Origin of the sequence: Nocardia jejuensis NBRC 103114 (genome assembly GCF_001613145.1) — a bacterium.
Classification (GTDB): Bacteria; Actinomycetota; Actinomycetes; order Mycobacteriales; family Mycobacteriaceae; genus Nocardia; species Nocardia jejuensis.
In genome coordinates this window covers 1-17,734 of sequence record NZ_BDBU01000083.1, presented here as the reverse complement: position 1 = coordinate 17,734, position 17,734 = coordinate 1, and the positions used below count along the sequence as shown (strand labels likewise).

General features: G+C 67.5%; 14 protein-coding genes and 1 pseudogene. 10 read left to right on the top strand and 5 right to left on the bottom strand.

Features of this window, described 5'->3' with window-relative positions; all coding sequences use genetic code 11:
* The coding region (locus NJ1_RS37505; protein WP_067705046.1) for an HNH endonuclease signature motif containing protein at positions 1–1,198 on the top strand (1,198 nt) is incomplete at its 5' end.
* Positions 1,199–1,274: 76 nt separating this feature from the next.
* Here NJ1_RS37505 and NJ1_RS40785 read toward each other — a convergent pair.
* Positions 1,275–1,415, bottom strand: a pseudogene (locus NJ1_RS40785) (MFS transporter); the annotation flags it as partial.
* Positions 1,416–1,905: 490 nt separating this feature from the next.
* A complete protein-coding gene (locus NJ1_RS37500) occupies positions 1,906–2,262 on the bottom strand; it encodes a hypothetical protein (RefSeq protein ID WP_067705044.1) in 357 nt (118 codons plus the stop codon).
* Positions 2,263–2,528: 266 nt separating this feature from the next.
* Between NJ1_RS37500 and NJ1_RS37495 the strand changes: the two genes are divergently transcribed.
* Together NJ1_RS37495 and NJ1_RS37490 are read left to right on the top strand one after the other, a co-directional pair.
* Positions 2,529–3,527 (top strand): DUF5996 family protein, encoded by a 999-nt coding sequence (locus NJ1_RS37495; RefSeq protein WP_067705043.1) that lies wholly within the window; start codon positions 2,529–2,531, stop codon positions 3,525–3,527.
* 112 nt (positions 3,528–3,639) lie between these two features.
* Positions 3,640–5,013, top strand: a complete 1,374-nt coding sequence (locus tag NJ1_RS37490; RefSeq protein ID WP_067705041.1) for a bifunctional lysylphosphatidylglycerol flippase/synthetase MprF — start codon at positions 3,640–3,642, stop codon at positions 5,011–5,013.
* Positions 5,014–5,263: 250 nt separating this feature from the next.
* On the opposite strand, the gene NJ1_RS37485 is transcribed toward NJ1_RS37490, so the two are convergent.
* From NJ1_RS37485 to NJ1_RS37475, 3 genes are all read right to left on the bottom strand, one after another.
* Positions 5,264–6,016, bottom strand: coding sequence for an alpha/beta fold hydrolase (locus tag NJ1_RS37485; RefSeq protein ID WP_067705039.1), 753 nt, complete (start codon positions 6,014–6,016; stop codon positions 5,264–5,266).
* 72 nt (positions 6,017–6,088) lie between these two features.
* Entirely contained in the window at positions 6,089–6,838 is a 750-nt protein-coding gene (locus NJ1_RS37480) for an SDR family oxidoreductase (RefSeq protein WP_067705037.1), read from the bottom strand.
* Between the two features lie 28 nt (positions 6,839–6,866).
* Entirely contained in the window at positions 6,867–7,271 is a 405-nt protein-coding gene (locus NJ1_RS37475; protein ID WP_245717758.1) for an Rv1352/Rv1906c domain-containing protein, read from the bottom strand.
* Between the two features lie 223 nt (positions 7,272–7,494).
* On the opposite strand from NJ1_RS37475, the gene NJ1_RS37470 reads away from it, so the two are divergent.
* The 7 genes from NJ1_RS37470 to NJ1_RS40080 form a co-directional block, all read left to right on the top strand.
* The gene (locus NJ1_RS37470; RefSeq protein ID WP_084479262.1) at positions 7,495–8,073 is read left to right on the top strand and encodes a sigma-70 family RNA polymerase sigma factor; all 579 of its coding nucleotides are present in this window, start codon (positions 7,495–7,497) and stop codon (positions 8,071–8,073) included.
* Positions 8,074–8,193: 120 nt separating this feature from the next.
* Positions 8,194–8,637 carry a QcrA and Rieske domain-containing protein gene (locus tag NJ1_RS37465; protein ID WP_067705035.1) on the top strand — a complete coding sequence of 148 codons (444 nt, stop codon included), beginning with the start codon at positions 8,194–8,196 and terminating at the stop codon, positions 8,635–8,637.
* A gap of 277 nt (positions 8,638–8,914) precedes the next feature.
* Positions 8,915–10,624 carry an N-acetylmuramoyl-L-alanine amidase gene (locus NJ1_RS40305; RefSeq protein WP_067705033.1) on the top strand — a complete coding sequence of 570 codons (1,710 nt, stop codon included), beginning with the start codon at positions 8,915–8,917 and terminating at the stop codon, positions 10,622–10,624.
* A gap of 360 nt (positions 10,625–10,984) precedes the next feature.
* Positions 10,985–12,070 (top strand): Hsp70 family protein, encoded by a 1,086-nt coding sequence (locus NJ1_RS37455; protein ID WP_067705031.1) that lies wholly within the window; start codon positions 10,985–10,987, stop codon positions 12,068–12,070.
* 255 nt (positions 12,071–12,325) lie between these two features.
* A complete protein-coding gene (locus NJ1_RS37450; RefSeq protein WP_067705028.1) occupies positions 12,326–13,333 on the top strand; it encodes an AurF N-oxygenase family protein in 1,008 nt (335 codons plus the stop codon).
* Positions 13,334–13,349: 16 nt separating this feature from the next.
* Positions 13,350–14,936, top strand: coding sequence for an FAD-dependent oxidoreductase (locus tag NJ1_RS37445; RefSeq protein WP_067705027.1), 1,587 nt, complete (start codon positions 13,350–13,352; stop codon positions 14,934–14,936).
* 633 nt (positions 14,937–15,569) lie between these two features.
* On the top strand, positions 15,570–17,734 hold a 2,165-nt coding region (locus NJ1_RS40080), incomplete at its 3' end, for an acetate and sugar kinases/Hsc70/actin family protein (protein WP_176580408.1).

Here is a 17,734-nt window from a genome sequence, read left to right as displayed (position 1 = left end):
CCAGCAACTCGGCACCTGGCACGAAGTCTCGGGCCGGGAGCTGCCGCCTCTGCTGCCGCACACCGCCAAAGCCCAAGAAGCAGGGGAGATCTCCCGCGATCACGCACGAATGATCGGGAAGATCTACACGCGCCTGCCCCACGGGGTGAGCCCGGAACTCAAAGCCGAAGCCGAACAGTTGATGGCCGAGCACTCCCGGATCGGCTCTCCCGATGATCTGCCCACGATCGGGCAAGGCATCTTCGCCTACGTAGACCCCGATGGCTCGCTCACTGATGATCTGGATCGGGCGCGGATGCGCGGTATCAGTTTCGGGCATGTGCGTGCGGATGGAATGTCCAGGATCTCCGGGGAGATGACCCCGGCCTTGCGGGCGATGTTCGAACCGATGTTGGCGAAGCTCGCGCGCCCGGGGATGTGCAATCCGGATGACCCGCAGAGCCCGTTCGCGGATACCGATCATGTGTCCCGGGAGGTGCTGGACGCGGCCGCCAAGCGAGATAGCCGTTCGGCGGCGCAACGTAATCATGATGCGCTGCTGGCGTTCCTGCGCCCGGAGATAGGCCCCGGCAAGCTGGGGTCGCATCGCGGTGTTCCGGTCTCGGCGATCTTCACGATGAGCATCGCCGAACTCGAAGAAGCCGCCGGTGTGGTCACCACCGCCTCGGGTGGCACCGTGTCGATCCCGGAAGCGTTGAAGCTGGCGGAGCGGTCCAAGCCGTTCCTGGCGTTGTTCGACCACCACGGGATGCCCCTGCATCTGGGGCGGTCCAAGCGTTTGGCGAATTCATACCAGCGGATGGCGTTGATCGCGTCCGAGCGGGGCTGCACTCGCCCGGGCTGCAACGCTCCGGCGACGTTGACGGCGGCGCATCACATCACCGAGCATTCCAAGGGCGGGGCCACCGACATCGAGAACCTCACATTGGCGTGCGATGCCTGCCATGCGCTGGTGCACGACGGTCCCGGTGGCTGGAAAACGATTGTGATGGGCAAGGATTCAGAGTTCCCGGGGCGCACCGGATGGATCGCCCCTGAGCACATCGACCCGACCAGGACTCCGAAGGTGAACCATCGTCACCACCCGGGGGAGATGCTCGCCGCCGCCCAAGCGCGCCGTCTCGAGCGTAAGCGGCGCGAGAAAGTTTGCCGCCAGGGGTTGTTGGCGCATCGCGCGAAACCTTTCCCGCGCAGTTAGAGCGTTCGCGCTCCGCGAAAACCCAGGTACACCGGTTCCCTTCGGGGGCTCGGTGCTGCCTGGGTTGTTCTCGTGCCCAGAACAACACGCGCCAATTGGTGTACTCGGTGACTGCGGCCGCTAGTGGCAGTCCCAGCGCGCCACCGATTCCGAGCGAGGAACTGGTCAGGGCGATCGAGGGGCCGGGCTTCTGTGGCGGCGTCACATCGCCCAGCGGCGCGCTTGCCGTGGTCTCTCATGTCCTGCCGGTCTCATGCGGGCATTTGTCGATGCGAGATCCGGCGAGTTTCGCATCCCTGATCGTGTAGCCCTCGGGTGTGAAGGGCGGAAAAGATGGCCGTGCTGGTCATTTCGCCTGCCGTACCCGACCTTGGCTCCCCCGTTGGGAGCCGTGATCTCTTGTCCCAGCCTGGCTGGAAGGCTGTGGTCACCTTCTCTAAAAGGCTGTGGTCACCCTCCCCGAAAGGTCGGAGAAGGTCTGAGTTCGTCAAGGGTCGAGTTCCGGTGCTTTTCCATTCCCTTCTCTTCCAGGCATCTTTTATCTTTTTGTTCTTCGATCAGAAGGCTTCGAGGCCCCGAACCCGAAATGGCGCGCGGATGGTCCGGTGAGAGGATCTGCTCCTGACATCGAAGAGCCCGGCGCGAATGCGTGCTGCGCCGGGCTCTTCGATGTCGTGAACGCCTCGGCGCTCAGGACGGCGGTGTATTCACCGCGGGGTGCCCAGTAGGGCGCGACGACGCGAATCCTCCTCCCGCCGCGCTGCTTCCAGCGAGTGCACGGGGCGAGAGCGAACCGCGTCGTTGAACAAGTGATATTCCGCGGAAGGCACGCACACCTCGCGATAGGGCTGATCCGGTTCGACGCGCCGATGCGGGCCGGGGATCACCACCCCATGCGCGGTCTGACCGTCCTCCTGTGCGCGGACCCAGCTCTGCATCGCCTGTGAGGCGATGCTGGGCAGGAATTCCACGGCCCGCTCCCATTCCAGGCCCTCCACCTGCATCGGGTCGGTGACCGAGGTGACGACAACGGCATACGCCGACCCGACGGTGTTGTCCGACATGCGGATCTACCCCCTGTCCCTTGTTTCGGAAAAATCTCCGGCATTGCGCGGGGAATGTTCAGGATACTGCGAATTATCTTGCACTACTGCGCCTTTCACAGTGATCGCAGGTAGGTTGCGGGTCCCGGACTCGAAGACGCGCAGGTGGCACGCTGTATTTATGTTTAACCAAGCGTCCAGCTGGGTACTGGAAAGCGCCCGCTAGGTACGATTAGGCTCGGAGCGCCGACCTCGAACACGACCGTCTCGACGAAAGCGGGTAGGAAATGGCTGTATCCCCGGGTATCAGCATCTTGGCCGTGGGCGCGGAGGAAGTGCTGCCGCCGATTCCGCTCGAGGCGTGGCTGCCGACCAAGGCAACCCTGCATCGATTCGCGCAGGTGATCGGCAAGGTCGCACTCGCCAAGGGCATCCGTCGCAATCACTGGTGGCATATGACCTATCGGGTGACCGCGCGGGGCTGGACCACCGTCCCGCTCGGCGACGCCACCAATGGACCGGTCTTCACCTGCGCGTTCGACTTCTTCGACCATGTCCTGCGGATCTCCACCGACCACGGCATCCAGGAGGAGATCCCGCTGCAGGGCCAATCGGTGTCCAGTTTCTACACCGAGACCATGCGCGCCCTGCGCGACCTGGGCATCGAGGTCGAACTCGCGCATCCCCGCCCGTTCGACCTGCCCGATCACCCCCGGCGGTTCGTCGAGGACGTCGAACACCACACCTACGACCCGGTCGCGGTGCACCGCGCCTTCCGCGTGCACAGCCAGGTCGGGCGGATCCTCGAGGAGTTCAGCTCGACCTTCTCGGGCAAGATCAGCCCGGTCCAACTCTTCTGGCACAGTTTCGATCTCGCGGTCCAGCGCTTCTCCGACCGGCAGATCCCCATGCCCGACTCGGTGGATCCGGTGACGCGCGAAGCCTATTCACGCGAGGTGATCAGCGCCGGATTCTGGTTCGGCGACGACAAGCTGCCCGAACCGACGTTCTACTCCTACACCGCGCCCGAACCCACTGGGCTGAGCGAAGTTCCACTGCGTCCGAGCACCGCGAAGTGGGTGTCGCAGGGCGCGGGGCACAGCGCCTACCTCTCCTACGACGACGCCCGCAAGAGTTCCGATCCGGTCGCGACGGTGCTCGAATTCTTCGAATCGGCGTACGCCGGCGGCTCCCGGCTCGCAGGCTGGAATGTGGCGGGTCTGGCCTGCCCCGGTGGCGTCACCGATCCGGTGCTGGAGGGGCCGCATTCGGGGTGGGCGGAATAACCGGGTGCTCCCTGTCGTCTCTTGGGCATAGTGTGTCGAAGAGAATTCATGGGAGGATTCACCATGGGGAGCAGACGGGTGAGTGGGCCGTCCACGGCGAATCGGAGGCGACATGCCTGAGCAACGCACCACGAATCCGACGCTGAGCGCCTATCGGGAGACCGCCTTCAGCGCCGGGCCCAGCACCCGGGTCGGGCTGATGGCCGCCCTGGTCCTGGGCAGTGTCGTGCTGGTGTGGGCCGCGGAACGCGCCCCGCGCGAGGGACACGACTACGCCTGGTTGGTGGCGGTCTCCATCGCCGGACTCTTCGTCGCGCGCGGACTGCATCTGCACCGCCCGATCACGCTCCCGCACCTCACCGGCGCCGTCATGCTGCTGGTGATCGCGAACTTCGCCTACCGAGCCGAACACACCGCCGTCGGATTCGTCTTCCTGGCCGCCAGCGGCGCGGTGCTCATGCTGCCCCAGAGCAGCAAGCCGCAACCCGAACAGCTGCCGCGCATCGCGGATCTGGTGCGGCGCAGCGAGAACGACCCGCTCGCTCCCTTCGCACTGCACTCGGCCAAGAGCTACTTCTTCAATGCCGACGGCTCGGCCGCCATCGCCTACCGGACCCGGTTCGGAATCGCGGTCGTGGCAGGCGATCCCATCGGCGATCGACGGCGCTTCGGCGAATTGCTCACCGAATTCTCGGCTTTCGCGGCCGCGCACGGCTGGCGGATCGCGGTGCTCGGCGCGGGCGTCGAGCTCACCCAGCTGTGGCAGGACCGCGCACTGGACCATCGCGGACTGCGTCCCGTCGCGGTGGGGCGCGACGTGGTGGTCGAGGTAGGCGAATTCGAGATGGTCGGCCGCAAGTTCCGCAACCTGCGCCAAGCCGTGAGCCGCACCCGCAATTTCGGGGTCAGCACCGAGGTGGTGCCCGAAGCCGCGCTGACCGCCGAACAGCGCCGGACCCTGCTGGACATCGTGGACGAATGGGGGCACGGGCGGCAGAACCGCGGCTTCTCCATGATCCTGGACCACCTGCTGGACGGCAGGCACCCCGGCATGCTGGTGGTGCTGGCCCGCGACGCCGACGGCACGATCGCCGGATTCCAGCGCTACGGTGTCTCGGCCAACGGCCGCGAACTCAGCCTGGATGTCCCGTGGCGGCGGCACGACGCACCCAACGGTCTGGACGAGCGCATGATCGTCGACCTGGTGGACTACGCCCGCGCCCGTGGCATCACCCGAATCTCGCTGGCGTTCGCGGCTTTTCCGGAGATATTCGCCGAGAAGCAGCGCTCGCGCACCATGCAGCTGGTGTATCGCGCGGTGCGGCTGGGGGATCCCCTGATCCGCCTGGAATCCCTCTACCGCTTCCTGCGCAAGTTCAACTCCTTCTCCGACGAGCGCTACGTGCTGCTGCGCTGGCGCGAAGTGGTTCTCGCGGCGGCGGCCCTGCTCACCCTGGAGTTCGTGCCGCACCGTCACGAGAACTGAGTACGACTCACGAGAGCTGAGCACGACTCACGAGAACTGAGCACGACTCACGGGAACTGAACCGGAGTCACGAGCGCTGAACCGGAGTCATGAGCGCTGAACCGCAGTCACGAGAAGCTGAACGCGAGTCGTCAGGACCGCGCTCGCCTCATCGGGACGGGGTCGGGGTCGCGAGAACCGGGCACCCGCTGCGAGAACTGCACTCGGGCCGAGAAATTCGGCCCGGCGCGGGTGCAGGGAAGCTGGTGACTCAGGCGAGGAATTCGACCAGGGCGGTGTGGTACGCGGGATCGGCGATCGCGGTGAGATGGTCGCCGGGGACCACGACGCAGCGGGCGTTCGGCAAGGCGGCGGCCAGGCGCTCGGGTTCGGCCGCGAAGGGGTCGTTGTCACCGGCCTGCACGAGGGTGGGCACGGTGATCGCGTCCAGGGACTTCAGCGGTGCCTCGTTCAGGCCACCGGCCACGCCGGCGATGGCCTCGCGGTCCGCGCCGAGGGCGTCGGCCAGGATACGGAACATGGCCGCGAGCGGGACGTCGCCGGGACCGTCGCCACGCATGGCGGCGGTGATGTCCTCGGCGTCGATCACGCGCCAGTCGATGCCGCCGCAATCCACCACGCCGGAACCGACGCCGCCGATCGCCAGCCGCTCGACCCGATCGTCGCTGCTCGCGACCAGCAGCGAGATGATCGCGCCCATCGAATAGCCCACCTGCGCAACCCGTTCCAACCCGAGCTCGTCGTACAGGGCCTTCACATCGTCGGCCATCGCCTGCCACGAGTACCGCGCCGGATCGTGCGGCTTCTCCGAGCGCCCGTGCCCGCGCGCGTCGAGCGAGATGACCCGATGCCCGGCCTGCTGCAACGCCGCGACCACGCCCACACTCATCCAGTTGGCATTGGTGTCGGCCACGATGCCGTGCTGCAACACCACGGGAAGGCCGTCGCCCTCCCATTCGCGATAGTTGAGCTGCAACCCGTCCCAGGTGGTGAACTTCGCCATTCGGCCGATGCTAGTCGCGCGTTTCGGCGGCCGATAAAGGATTCCGGCCGAATCTCAGCTCAGTGCCGAATCTCAGCTCAGTTTCGACATGATCGGGCGGGGGAGTAGCGGCATGACGAAACTCATTATCCGCCAAGGCCATTCGGGGACCGATGCGCGTACGGACTCACGCTCGATGGCGGCGACCATGGAGTTCACGCCTTTGTCGAGCGGCGCGACGAGCTTGGCGTCGCCCGCCTTGGCGGCCATATCGGTGGCGATGAAGCCCGGCTGCACGGTGGTCACCTTCAGCGGGGTGCCGCGCAATTCGATGGCCAGGCCCTCGCCCAGCGCGGTCACACCTGCCTTGCTCGCGGCGTACGCGGCCTTCTTGCCCGGCAGTCCGCGCACCGCGCTCATCGAGGAGATCAGCACCAGATGGCCGGCGTCCTGTGCGCGGAAGATGCTCATCGCCGCTTCGGCCTGCGCCAGCGCGCTCACGAAATTCGTTGTGGCCGTTGCGAGATTGGCGTCCGCGCGGCCGGTGCCGATCTTCGCGCCCTTGCCGATTCCGGCGTTCACGATGACCCGGTCCAGACCGCCGAGCTCGGCGCGCAGCTCCTGGAAAACCTTCGGCACCGCGGCGTGATCGTCCACGTCCAGCGCGCGCACCGCGACGGTGATGCCGGGGTGCGCGGCCAGCAACTCGGCGCGCAATTCCTCCAGATTGGACAGGCGTCGCGCGCACAGGGCCAGGTCCCGGCCTCGCCGTGCGAACTCACGGGCCATGCCCGCGCCCAATCCGGAACTCGCACCGGTGATGAGAATCTTCTGCCGCGTCATGCGGCCACCCTAGCGCCGGGTTCGCGGGTCAGGAACCGCCCGAACCGGTCGACGGCGCATCCGGAACCAGGTGCCACCCGCCGCAGTTCTCGGTCTTGAACGCGACATCGGTCGCCTTGATCACCACCCGGATCGGGCGCGAGCGGGTGAAGTCGCTGGCGATGACGTAGTAGTTGGGATCGGCGTAGTCGCTGGGCGTCTGGACCTTCCACAGTCGCCGCCAGAAGCAGGCGACGGCCGGATCCGCGGCACCGTCGGCGACGTAGGTGCCGGGCCGCAGCTCGGTATTGACCAGATACACCCCGTCCCCCGCGATGTCGGTGGCGGCGTCCGCCGCCGCGGTCCCCGATGTCGTCAGAACCAGCGCGGAACCGATGGCCCCGGCGATCACGAGTGCGCGTGCACGCAACGTGTTTCCTCCCTTGGAACTCACTGAACCGAACCTGCCTCACGGCGGCCGGGTGGTCGATCCCCGAATCTCCCGGGTGCGGTCTATCAGATATCCACACCGGATTCCGGAGAAATGGCGGAATTCGGGCGAATTGTAGAAAATCTGCGTGCACCTATGTGCATATCAATCCGACCGGTACGGGACGCGTCGGAATTGGGTAGGAATTACCGATTCTCTTCCCGAGGTCCCCCGCGATATTCAAGGCATGAGAACCCTTCGCCCGCTCGGCACGCACACCACCACCGGCCCGCCCGGGTGTACCGACCACTGCGCCCGTCTCTGTACCGATTCCGGCCTGTCCGCGGTGCTCGCCGCCGACAAAGCGCTGCTGCACTGGCGGGCCATGCGTCGCCTCGGCGACGCCGGCCTGGCCGAACACGCCGTGCAGGAAACCCTGCTGCGCGGGTGGCGCGCGTGCCACACCTACAAGCCGGAGCGCGGCAGTGTGCGCACCTGGCTGCTGACCATCGAACGCAATGTGCTGACCGATATCGCCCGGGTGCGCGCCAGCCGTCCCGGCGACGCGCACTGGGACGAGATCGGCGATGTCGCCGAGGGCAAATCGGCGGGACCGGATTTCGCCGACGCGCTCGCGGACGGCATGCTCGTGGACGAGCTGCTGGCCCATCTGCCCGAACCCCAACGCGACGCCGTCGTCCAGGTCATCCTGCGCGACCGCGCGTACCAGGACGTGGCCGCCGATTTCGGCGTTCCGGTCGGCACCGTGAAAACCCGTGTGCACTACGCGCTGCGCTCGCTGCGCCGTCTCCCGATGAGCGCCTGAAACACCCTCCCGCTCAGAGCTTCCCGAAATCGATCCGCTCAGCGGTGAACTCGCGCACCCCTCGCAACGTCCAACAGGTAGCGGCCCGCAGCCTCGGTCCGCACCGAAGCAGGAGTCACCATGTCCGAACTCACCCGCGCGCCCGGCGATCTCCGGATCGGCCGCCGCACCGCCCTCGCGGCCACCGGTGTCGCCGCCACCGCCCTCGCCGCCGTGGCCTGCGGCAGCACCACCACCGAATCCGCCCCGATCGCGCCGCCGGATGCGAAAGACGAGAAGCGGGAACCGGCCGAGCTCGCCCGCACCGCCGATGTTCCGGTGGGCGGCGGCGTCATCGCCGGGGACACCGTCATCACCCAGCCGAGCGCCGGGAATTTCCAGGGCTTCTCCTCCACCTGCACGCACCTCGGCTGCAAGGTCAGCGAGGTCAGCGCAGGTGTCATCAAGTGCCCGTGCCACAACAGCACCTTCAATCTGGATGGTTCGGTCGCGGGCGGTCCCGCGCCTCGCGCGCTCGACACGCGGGCGATTCGCGTCGACGGCGATCGAATCGTGTCCGGTTAGTCCGAATCGACGGCGTTTTCCTTTGGGTCGCCGCCGGGCGAGTCTCCGAGGTCGGTGCGGGAATCGGAGGATAGTAGACCGAGTGGTCGGTTGCTGGCGCTCGTTCCGGCGGTGTCGAAAAGCGGCTTTTGGTCCTCTGACCATTGATAACAGTTCAATCTCGTGGCTTGCTAGATGGTAACTATGTTGCCAGAGTGCTAGAAGTGAGCAGCTGGGTTTGGTGTTACTAGTGGGAAGGGAGGGGCGCCCCGGTCCCGGGAGCGCCGTCAAACCGCTTATGAAACCTCGCATCATCAAGGCCGGAGTCCGCGCCGTCGTCACGGCAGCGGCATTCACGACGGTGGCGGGTATCGTTCCGGCCACTGCCTGGGCCGCACCTGTTCTGCCTGATCTGCCGCAGAAACTGGCCGGGAAGACCATCTTCCTGGACCCGGGCCACCAGGGTCCGAACCACAATCAGGACGTCGCCAAGCAGGTGAACGATGGTCGCGGCGGCACCAAGCCGTGCCAGACCAGCGGTATGAGCACCCTGCACGGGATTCCCGAGCACACCATCAACTGGAACGTCGCACAGCTGGTGCGGACGTCTCTGGAGGGGCTCGGGGCGAAGGTCGTGTTCAGCCGCCCGGATGACACCGGATGGGGCGGGTGCGTCGATGATCGCGCCAAGGCCGCCAGTAACTCCGGCGCCGATGTCGCGATCAGCATTCACGCCGACAGCGGGCCCGCGGACGGCCGGGGCTTCCACCTCATCGTGCCGCAGCTCCCGATTCCGGATCCCAAGGCCAACGAGGTCCAGAGCGTCGCCGGACTCTCGGCGAACAAGGCCATGCGAGATGCCTACACGCACGCGGGATTCCCGGTCGCGACCTACAACGGCGCGGTCGAGGGTCTGCAGACCCGCAACGACATCGCCGGCCCGGCGCTCACCACCGTGCCGGACGTGTTCCTCGAGATGGGCAACGGCGCCAATGTCGAGGACGCACAACTGCTCGAGACTCCCGAGGGGCAGCTGCGCCACGCTGTCGCCATCACCACGGGCCTCGCGTCGTACCTGCTCGGAATCTCGGTCCCCGCGACCGACGGCGCCGAGAAGGCTTCGGCCGGAACCGATCCGCTGAGCCCGGAAGCCGACAAGGCGGCGCCCGCGCCGCCGGCTCAACCGGCCGCACCGGAGAGCCCGGCCCAGCCCGCGCTGGAACCGCAACCGGCACAGCCGAATTCGGCACCGGCGACTCCGGCCGAGCCCGCGCAGCCGCAGGCGGCTCAGCCGCCGGTAGCCGCACCGCAGGCCCCGGCGGCGCAGCCTCAGGCAGCGCAGCCTCAGGCGGCGCAACCGCAAGCCGCACAGCCGAATTCGGTGCAGCCGGCGAACAACGAGACGCAGACCGCACAGGGCCAGTCCGAAGTGCTGAACTGGCAGCAGCTGCAGGATCAGTTCCTGCGGGCCTTCCAGGGTCCGCAGGAGCCGGCCAAGGAACCCGGCACCGAGAAGGCTCCGGCGCAGCCGGGCGCCTCGCCCGAGGCTCAGGTTCCGCCGCAGTCCGCACCGGGCGCGGCTCAGCCGGCCGCACCGCAGTCGGCACCGCCCGCACAACCGGCGCCGGCTCCCGGCGCCACCGACAAGCCGAACAACGGCTTCGCCGCGGCTCCCGCGGTGCAGCAGATCGCGGCTCCGCTCAAGGCGGCTCCGGTCGCTCCCGCCGCGCCGGGCAGTGGCGCTGGGACGCAGTCGAATCCGGGGGCGGCCGCACCGGGCGCGAAGCCGGCCCCGGGCGCTCAGGCTCCCTCCACGGACAAGAACTCCAAGTCCGATGGCATGGATCTGAGTTCGATGACCGGGCTCGTCAGCACGGCCGTGCAGCTGCTCGGCCCCCTGGCCAAGATGCTCACGGGGCAGAACGGCGTCGCCTCGGATCTGGTCAACCTGGCGTACAGCATGGTGTCGGTGCTCAGTGGCACGCTGCTGAGTTCGTCCACCAAGTAACGCGTTTCGCCGATCGCCCTCGCCCGGAATCCGGGCGAGGGCGATCGGCGTTTCCGGGGGAGGCGCTCACCGTGCCGGTGACGTCGGCACGGTGAGCGCCGCGATTACCCTCTGCACCAACCTGTTCCGGTTCGATCGGCCTCCCGGAGCGCGGCGCGGGGCGCCATGTCGCCGATCTTGTTCGGTGGCGCGGGGCCGGGCGACGGCGGTCGAGAGGATCGGGCAAACAGTTCGCGATCGGAACTGCTCCGGCCGCGTATCGCGGAACCCTGCCTGGCCAGCGGGGTTGCCGCCGCGAACAGGCGCATGTACGGACAATCGCGTGTCCGGTGGTTGGCAAGCATCCGGCGCAGGAGTTGCATGAATCCCGGGTCGGGTCAGAGCCGCTGGCGAAAGTACGGCCCGTCGATCGAGGTGGATGTGATGGCGTTCGGTGTGGGCTTGAGTATCGGCACGGTCAATACGGTGTGCGCGACGGCCGCGGAGAAGCCGGGAAAGCATCCGCCCGGGCGAAAGGGCGCGGCGCCACCCACCACCTGGCGCACCACGCTCACGTTCGACAGTTCCGGTACCGCCCGGGTGGGCCGTATTCCACGGCACGGGCGCGTCATCACCGATTTCGCCGATCTGAGCCAGCGCGGGGCACCGGCCGCGCGGGTCGGTCACCGGGCGCTCTCGGCCGCGGATCTCGTTGCGACCGTGGCCTGCAGCGTCATCGAGGAGGTGCTGGGGAAGGCTCCGGCCGGGCCGCTCGACTCAGGGGACACCGGCATCGCCGTGACCCACCCGGCCGGGTACTCCGAGAATCTGGTGACCGACCTGCGCACGGCGCTCGACAGCGTGGGATTGTCCAGGGCGATCCTGGTGGCCGAGCCGATCGCCGCGGCGACCTGGCTGCAGGCCGAACGCGGGCCGCTCACACCGGGTTTGGCGCTGGTCTACGACCTCGGTGGTTCCGGTCTGAACATCACCCTGGTCCGGGTCGGCGCGGGCGCGCCGGACAATCCGATCGTCGGGCAACCGCTGTGCTCGCGGGAGTACGGCGGCCGGGCCTTCGGTGCTCTGGTGGCCAAGGACATGCGGCGCGGGGCGTCCTCGGCCACGGTGTCGCGGGCATTGTCCGACGCCGATACCGGGGAACTGCGCATCGAGCACGTCGGGCGCTCGCTCGAGCTGGTGTACAAATGCCTGCGCATCGCGGACGTGACCATGGCCGATGTGGATCGGGTGCTGGTGGTCGGCGGTGCGGCCCGCCCGCCCGAGGTCGCGCAGGTGTTGTCCGAGCGGTTGGCCCGGCCGGTCGTGGTGGCCCCGGATCCCGAACGGACCATCGCCGACGGCGCGGCCATCGTGGCCCGGCGGGCGCTCGCACAGGACCCCTCCGGTCATCGGCCGCACACACTGGCCGGTTTCTTTCGTCGAGTCACACGCGTAGCGGCTCTGTGAGTCGATGAGTCTCTGAGCCGATGAGCGAGTTCCACTGATCGGGGTCCGGGTGTCGTCCCCCGGGCCCCGATCTTCTCGCCCGGTTCGCGGGTCCCGAGTGGTCGAGAATCTGCTTGCTACCGGCTGGTTTGTTCGCAACCATGCGACCGGTGGTGCTGGCTGGTGCAAGCATCTTGCTAGCGGCTGTTGACGCCTATCCTGTTTGGTGTAACTATTGGATACAGATAACGTCCACTGACTGGAGAGGTGACGACGATGTCTCCGACCACGACCCACGTCGACGACCCCGTGGTTGCCGAAGCGCTCGAGTACGCGAGCAAGCTGATGCTCCTCTCTGAGGGGTCGGTGAACAAGAGCTTCGACCCGTACGAGGACATCGACTGGGAGAACCCGGACTTCGACGCCGAGGCCAAGCCCGAGCGCTGGATTCTGCCCGCATCGGCCGATCCGCTCGGCCGCCACCCCTGGTACCAGGCGCTGACCGAAGAGCAGCAGATCGCCGTCGGTAAGTACCGCCAGTCCAACATCGCGAAGGTCGGCTTGCAGTTCGAGTCGATTCTGATCAGCGGCATGGTGAACCACACCTCGTTCACCCTCCCGAACGGTGACCCGGAATTCCGGTACTGCACCCACGAGATGTCCGAAGAGCTGAACCACACCCTGATGTTCCAGGAGATGGTCAACCGCATCGGCATCGACGTCCCCGGCATGGGCCCGCTGGTTCGCCAGCTGCGACTGCTGGGCGTACCCGTCGCGGTGCTGTTCCCCAACTTCTTCTTCATGGCCGTGCTCGCCGGCGAGGAGCCGATCGACCACATCCAGAAGCAGATCCTGCGTTCGGGTGAGGAGGTGCACCCGATCATGCGCGGCGTCATGGCGATTCACGTCGCGGAGGAGGCGCGCCACATCTCCTTCGCGCACGAGTTCCTCAAGCACCATGTGCCCGAGCAGAACAAGGCCGGCCAGTTCGTGCTGTCGATCGCGATGCCGATCGTCATGTTCATCCTGGGCCGGTCCATCGCGACCCCGCCGAAGAGCTTCTTCAAGGAGTTCGACATCCCGGAGGAAGTGCGCAAGGAACTGTTCTACGGCTCCAAGGACGCCAAGCAGGTCTTCAGCGACTACTTCATCGACGTGCGCGCGCTGGCTCACGAGATCGGTCTGATGAACCCGATCTCCAAGCGGGTCTGGAAGCTGCTCGGCATCGGTGGAACCGCTTCGCGTTACCGCTCGGAGCCGATCCGCGCCGGCAAAGCCGCCTGAGGGAGGGAACCGTACAGTGCCGTACGTAGTCACCCAATCCTGTTGCAGCGACGCCTCGTGCGTCTACGCGTGCCCGGTCAACTGCATTCATCCGACTCCCGATGAGCCGGACTTCCTGACCGCGGAAATGCTCTACGTCGACCCGCAGGCGTGCGTGGATTGCGGGGCCTGTGCCACCGCATGCCCCGTCGACGCGATCACCTCGTCGAAGAAGCTGACCGACGCGCAGTTGCCGTTCATCGAGATCAATGCCGACTTCTACCGGGAGGAGCGGCCGCGCGATCTGCTGGCGCGGCCGATTCCGGCGGCGGCGGTCAAGCCCGGACGCGAACCGCTGCGGGTGGCGATCATCGGATCGGGACCCTCGGCCATGTACGCGGCGGACGAATTGCTCACGCAGCCGGGTGTGTCGGTGACCGTGTTCGACCGGCTCAGCACGCCGTACGGTTTGGCGCGGTTCGGTGTCGCGCCGGATCACACCAAGACCCGTCAGGTCGGCGAGCTGTTCGACGTCATCTCGGCGCAGCCGGGCTTCGGCTCCTACCTGAATGTGAATGTCGGCGAACATGTTTCGCACGAGGAGCTGCTGTCCGCGCACCACGCCGTGGTGTACGCGGTCGGCGCGTCCTCCGATCGCAAGCTCGGGATTCCGGGCGAGGGACTGCCCGGCAGCGTCTCGGCCACGGACTTCGTGGCCTGGTACAACGGACACCCCGATCAGGAGGGCCGCCACTTCGATCTGACGCAGAAGCGCGCCGTGATCGTGGGCAACGGCAATGTGGCGCTCGATGTGGCGCGCATTCTGACCTCCGATCCGGAACTGCTCGTCGGCACCGATGTCGCACCGCGCGCGCTGGCGGCGTTGCGGCGCAGCAAGATCGAAGAAGTGGTGATCCTGGGCCGTCGTGGTCCGGCCGAATCCGCTTTCACCGTGCCGGAATTCGTGGGTCTGCTGGGTGCGGACGTCGACATCGTCGTCGAGGGCGAGGTCCCCGAACCCGTCACCGGCATGTCGCAGAAGGTGGAGCACAAGCTCAAGCTGCTGCGCGGGGTGGCCGATCGGCCGACCGGCGGACGCAAGCGCATCGTGTTCCGGTATCTGTCGGCGCCGCGCGCGTTCACCGGCGTGGACCGGGTCACCGGCGTCGAGGTGGTGCGCAACGCGCTCGTCACCGGCGACAACGGCGCCGTGCACGCGGTGGCGACCGAGCAGGTCGACACGCTCGATGCCGGGCTGGTGCTGACCTCGGTCGGCTATCGGGGCGTCGCGATCGCGGGCGTCCCGTTCGACGAGAAGTCCAGTGTGGTGCCGAATCTCGACGGCCGGGTGCTCGAGGAATCCGGCGGCGCGGTGGTGCCCGGGTCGTACGTGACCGGATGGATCAAGCGCGGGCCGACCGGATTCATCGGTACCAACAAGTCGTGCGCGCAGCAGACGATCCGTCAGCTGGTCGACGATTTCAACGCCGGGCGGCTGGCCGCGCCGAAGCGCAAGGCGTCGGAGTTCGACCGGTTGGTCGGCGAGCGGCAGCCGAACGTGGTGCGTGGCGGCGCGGTGAACCGGCCGCGGCGGCGACTGCCGCTGATGGTGCACCGGCGCTGATTCGCCGGAGGGGTACCGCCTGCAGTTCGAACCTGAAGACCGCCGCACGCGAGGATCTCGTGTGCGGCGGTCTTTTTCCGGTACATCCGAGCGGCGTTCGGCCGCGAATCCTTGTGACCCGGTGTGTGACGTATGCCCCGGGTTGTGTGACTTGTAATGCCCAGTTTGCTCGCGACGACATCATGTGCAGTAGAGAAGATCTCATCGCGAATCGCGGTCGACGAACAGCCCCGTGTCCGAACTTCCGGGGTAGCAACCGACCAGTGATCGATAACCCAGCGGTCCAAACTGACGTTGCGGTTTTGTTTTCCGGACACTCTTCGCATACCGGTTGGTATCAATTAAGAATTCGCTGCGGTGTAGCCATAATTTGAACCGACCGGTATTGTTCTGCCGCCCAGTTCGTTTCGATCTTGATTGGTTAGTTGCCTGACCAGTAGATTCGCATCTTCGCTACTGGACGCGAAATCTTTTCTCCCAAATCGATATTCATGTCCGGCATGTGCCAGCTAACCTGAACGCGCTGTTTGGAAAACGACCGCGACCACATGGTTGGTATGCCTGTGGGGCCGTGGTCACGGTGCGTTGACGGGATAGCAAATGACTGTTGGCTTTGGCATGAGCATCGGCACAGTGAACTCTGTGTGGGCGACGACAGCCGGCGATCGAAACCGGCCGGCCGTGCGGGTTCGCCGCACCGCCGTCACCTTCGACAGCGCGGGCGGCGCACGCATCGGGGGCATCCCGCGCTTCGCGCCCGTGGTCACGGACTTCGCCGATCTCACGACAGAGCCGGATCCGGTCGTCATCAGCGGGCGCATCTGGTCGCCCGCGGATCTGGTGGCCGCGGTGGTCAACGGACTCATCGAGATCAACGCGCCCGAGGCGCCGGCCGTGACCACCTATCCCGCTTGCTATTCCGAGAAGCACATCACCCGGCTGCGCCGAGCGCTGGACTGGTCCGGGGCCGCGGACGTCACGCTGATGCCCGAACCGGTGGCCGCGGTGGAATGGCTCGACGCCGAACAGGGTGTGGCCGAACGCGGGATCACCCTGGTCTACGACCTCGGCGGCAACTGTCTCGACATCGCGGTGGTGCGCACCGAGGCCGAAGACGAACGCGGCATCCTCGGCAAGCCCGAACGGTCACACGAATACGGTGGCCGCCCACTCGGCTCGCTGCTCGCGCGGTACGCGCGCAGCATCGAACCAGATGCTGCGCAACCGGTTTCGGCGGTGGTGCCGGCCAGCGACACGAGCCGGTTGCGCACCTGGCACATCCGGAATTCGCTACGGCTCGTCAGATCCTGCGTACACGGAGCGGGCATCGCCATGGGCGATATCGACCGTGTACTTCTGATCGGCGGAGCCGCCCGGCCCATCGAAGTGGCCCGCGTGCTCGCCGACCTCGGCCGACCGGTCGTGATGTCCACCGATCCCGCGCACACCGTCGCGGTCGGCGCGGCCCTCGCGGCCTTTCGCGGCGCGGACACCGGATCCGCTATCGCCAAGTACGCCCCGCGCGCAGCCGTATTCTCCGGCGCCGCAGTAGCTTCCGCGCTCGCTATGTCCGCGGCCACCGTGCTCGGCGGCCCCGTCGCGAGCCCGCCCGGACTCCAGGCCGCCCCCGGGCCCGCCGACAGCATCGCCCCGCAGTTCGGCGCCGGTGACGTGATGCTGCTGGACGACACCGCGGCGCCGATCAACTCTCCCCGCGTGCATGCCGTCACGGTCGCGGCCGCGGTGCACAGTTATGTTCCCGGCGCAGCCGCCGCGGCCACGGTGACTCGCAACTGGTCCGGTGGGCGTCCGGTGGACACCACCGGCGGCGGTAGTCACTGCGAGACCCGTGTGGTTCGCGACGCGATCACCTATTCGAATCCGGCGCAGTTCACCAACCCGCTGCCCTTCGACACCACGACCCTGGCCTCCTCGCTGTCCGTGGGTGTCTACTCCGGGCAGGTTCCCTCGGTCAGCCTTCCCGGTTCACCCAAACCCAATGTCGGGTCTCCGATTTCGGGTACGGGTCCGGGCTCCACCGCACCCGGATCGACTTCTGGTGGAACTCAGCCGGGTGGAACCCAACCCGGCGGAACCCAACCCGGAGCGGGGACCCCCGGATCCACCCCGGGCGGAACCACCGGCGAAACGGCGGGCAGCACCACCGGAGGCGGCGCGACGCCCGGCGGTACCGCGGGTGGGACCGCGGGCGGCAGCACCACCGGCGGGACGACGTCCGACGGTGGGTCCACCGCGGGCGGAACCGGCGGCGGCACAACGACTCCCGGCGGCACCTCTGGCGAAACCGCCGCCGGGAGCACTACCGGCGGAACCACCTCCGATGGCGGGTCGACCGCAGGTGGTTCGACCGGTGGGTCCACCTCGGGTGGAAGTGCCGGCGGCGGAACGGCTTCCGGAGGGGGTGCCTCGGGTGGCGCCGCCGGCGGTGGAGATGCCGGTGGGGGTGGCACCGGCGGTTCGGCCGGTGGCGCTGGCGGCGGTGATTCCAGCGGCGGGGGAGCGTCCGGGGGAGGAGCCTCTGGCGGAGGTGCGTCCGGAGGTGGAGCTTCCGGGGGTGGAGCCTCGGGTGGCGGTGCGTCCGGGGGTGGAGCTTCGGGTGGTGGAGCCTCCGGGGGAGGTGCGTCCGGCGGTGGAGCTTCCGGTGGGGGCGCCTCGGGCGGAGGTACGTCCGGGGGTGGAGCCTCGGGTGGCGGTGCTTCGGGTGGCGGTGCGTCCGCCGGCGGTGCCTCTGGCGGTGGAGCCTCCGGTGGCGGCGCGAGTGCGGGCGGCGGTGCTTC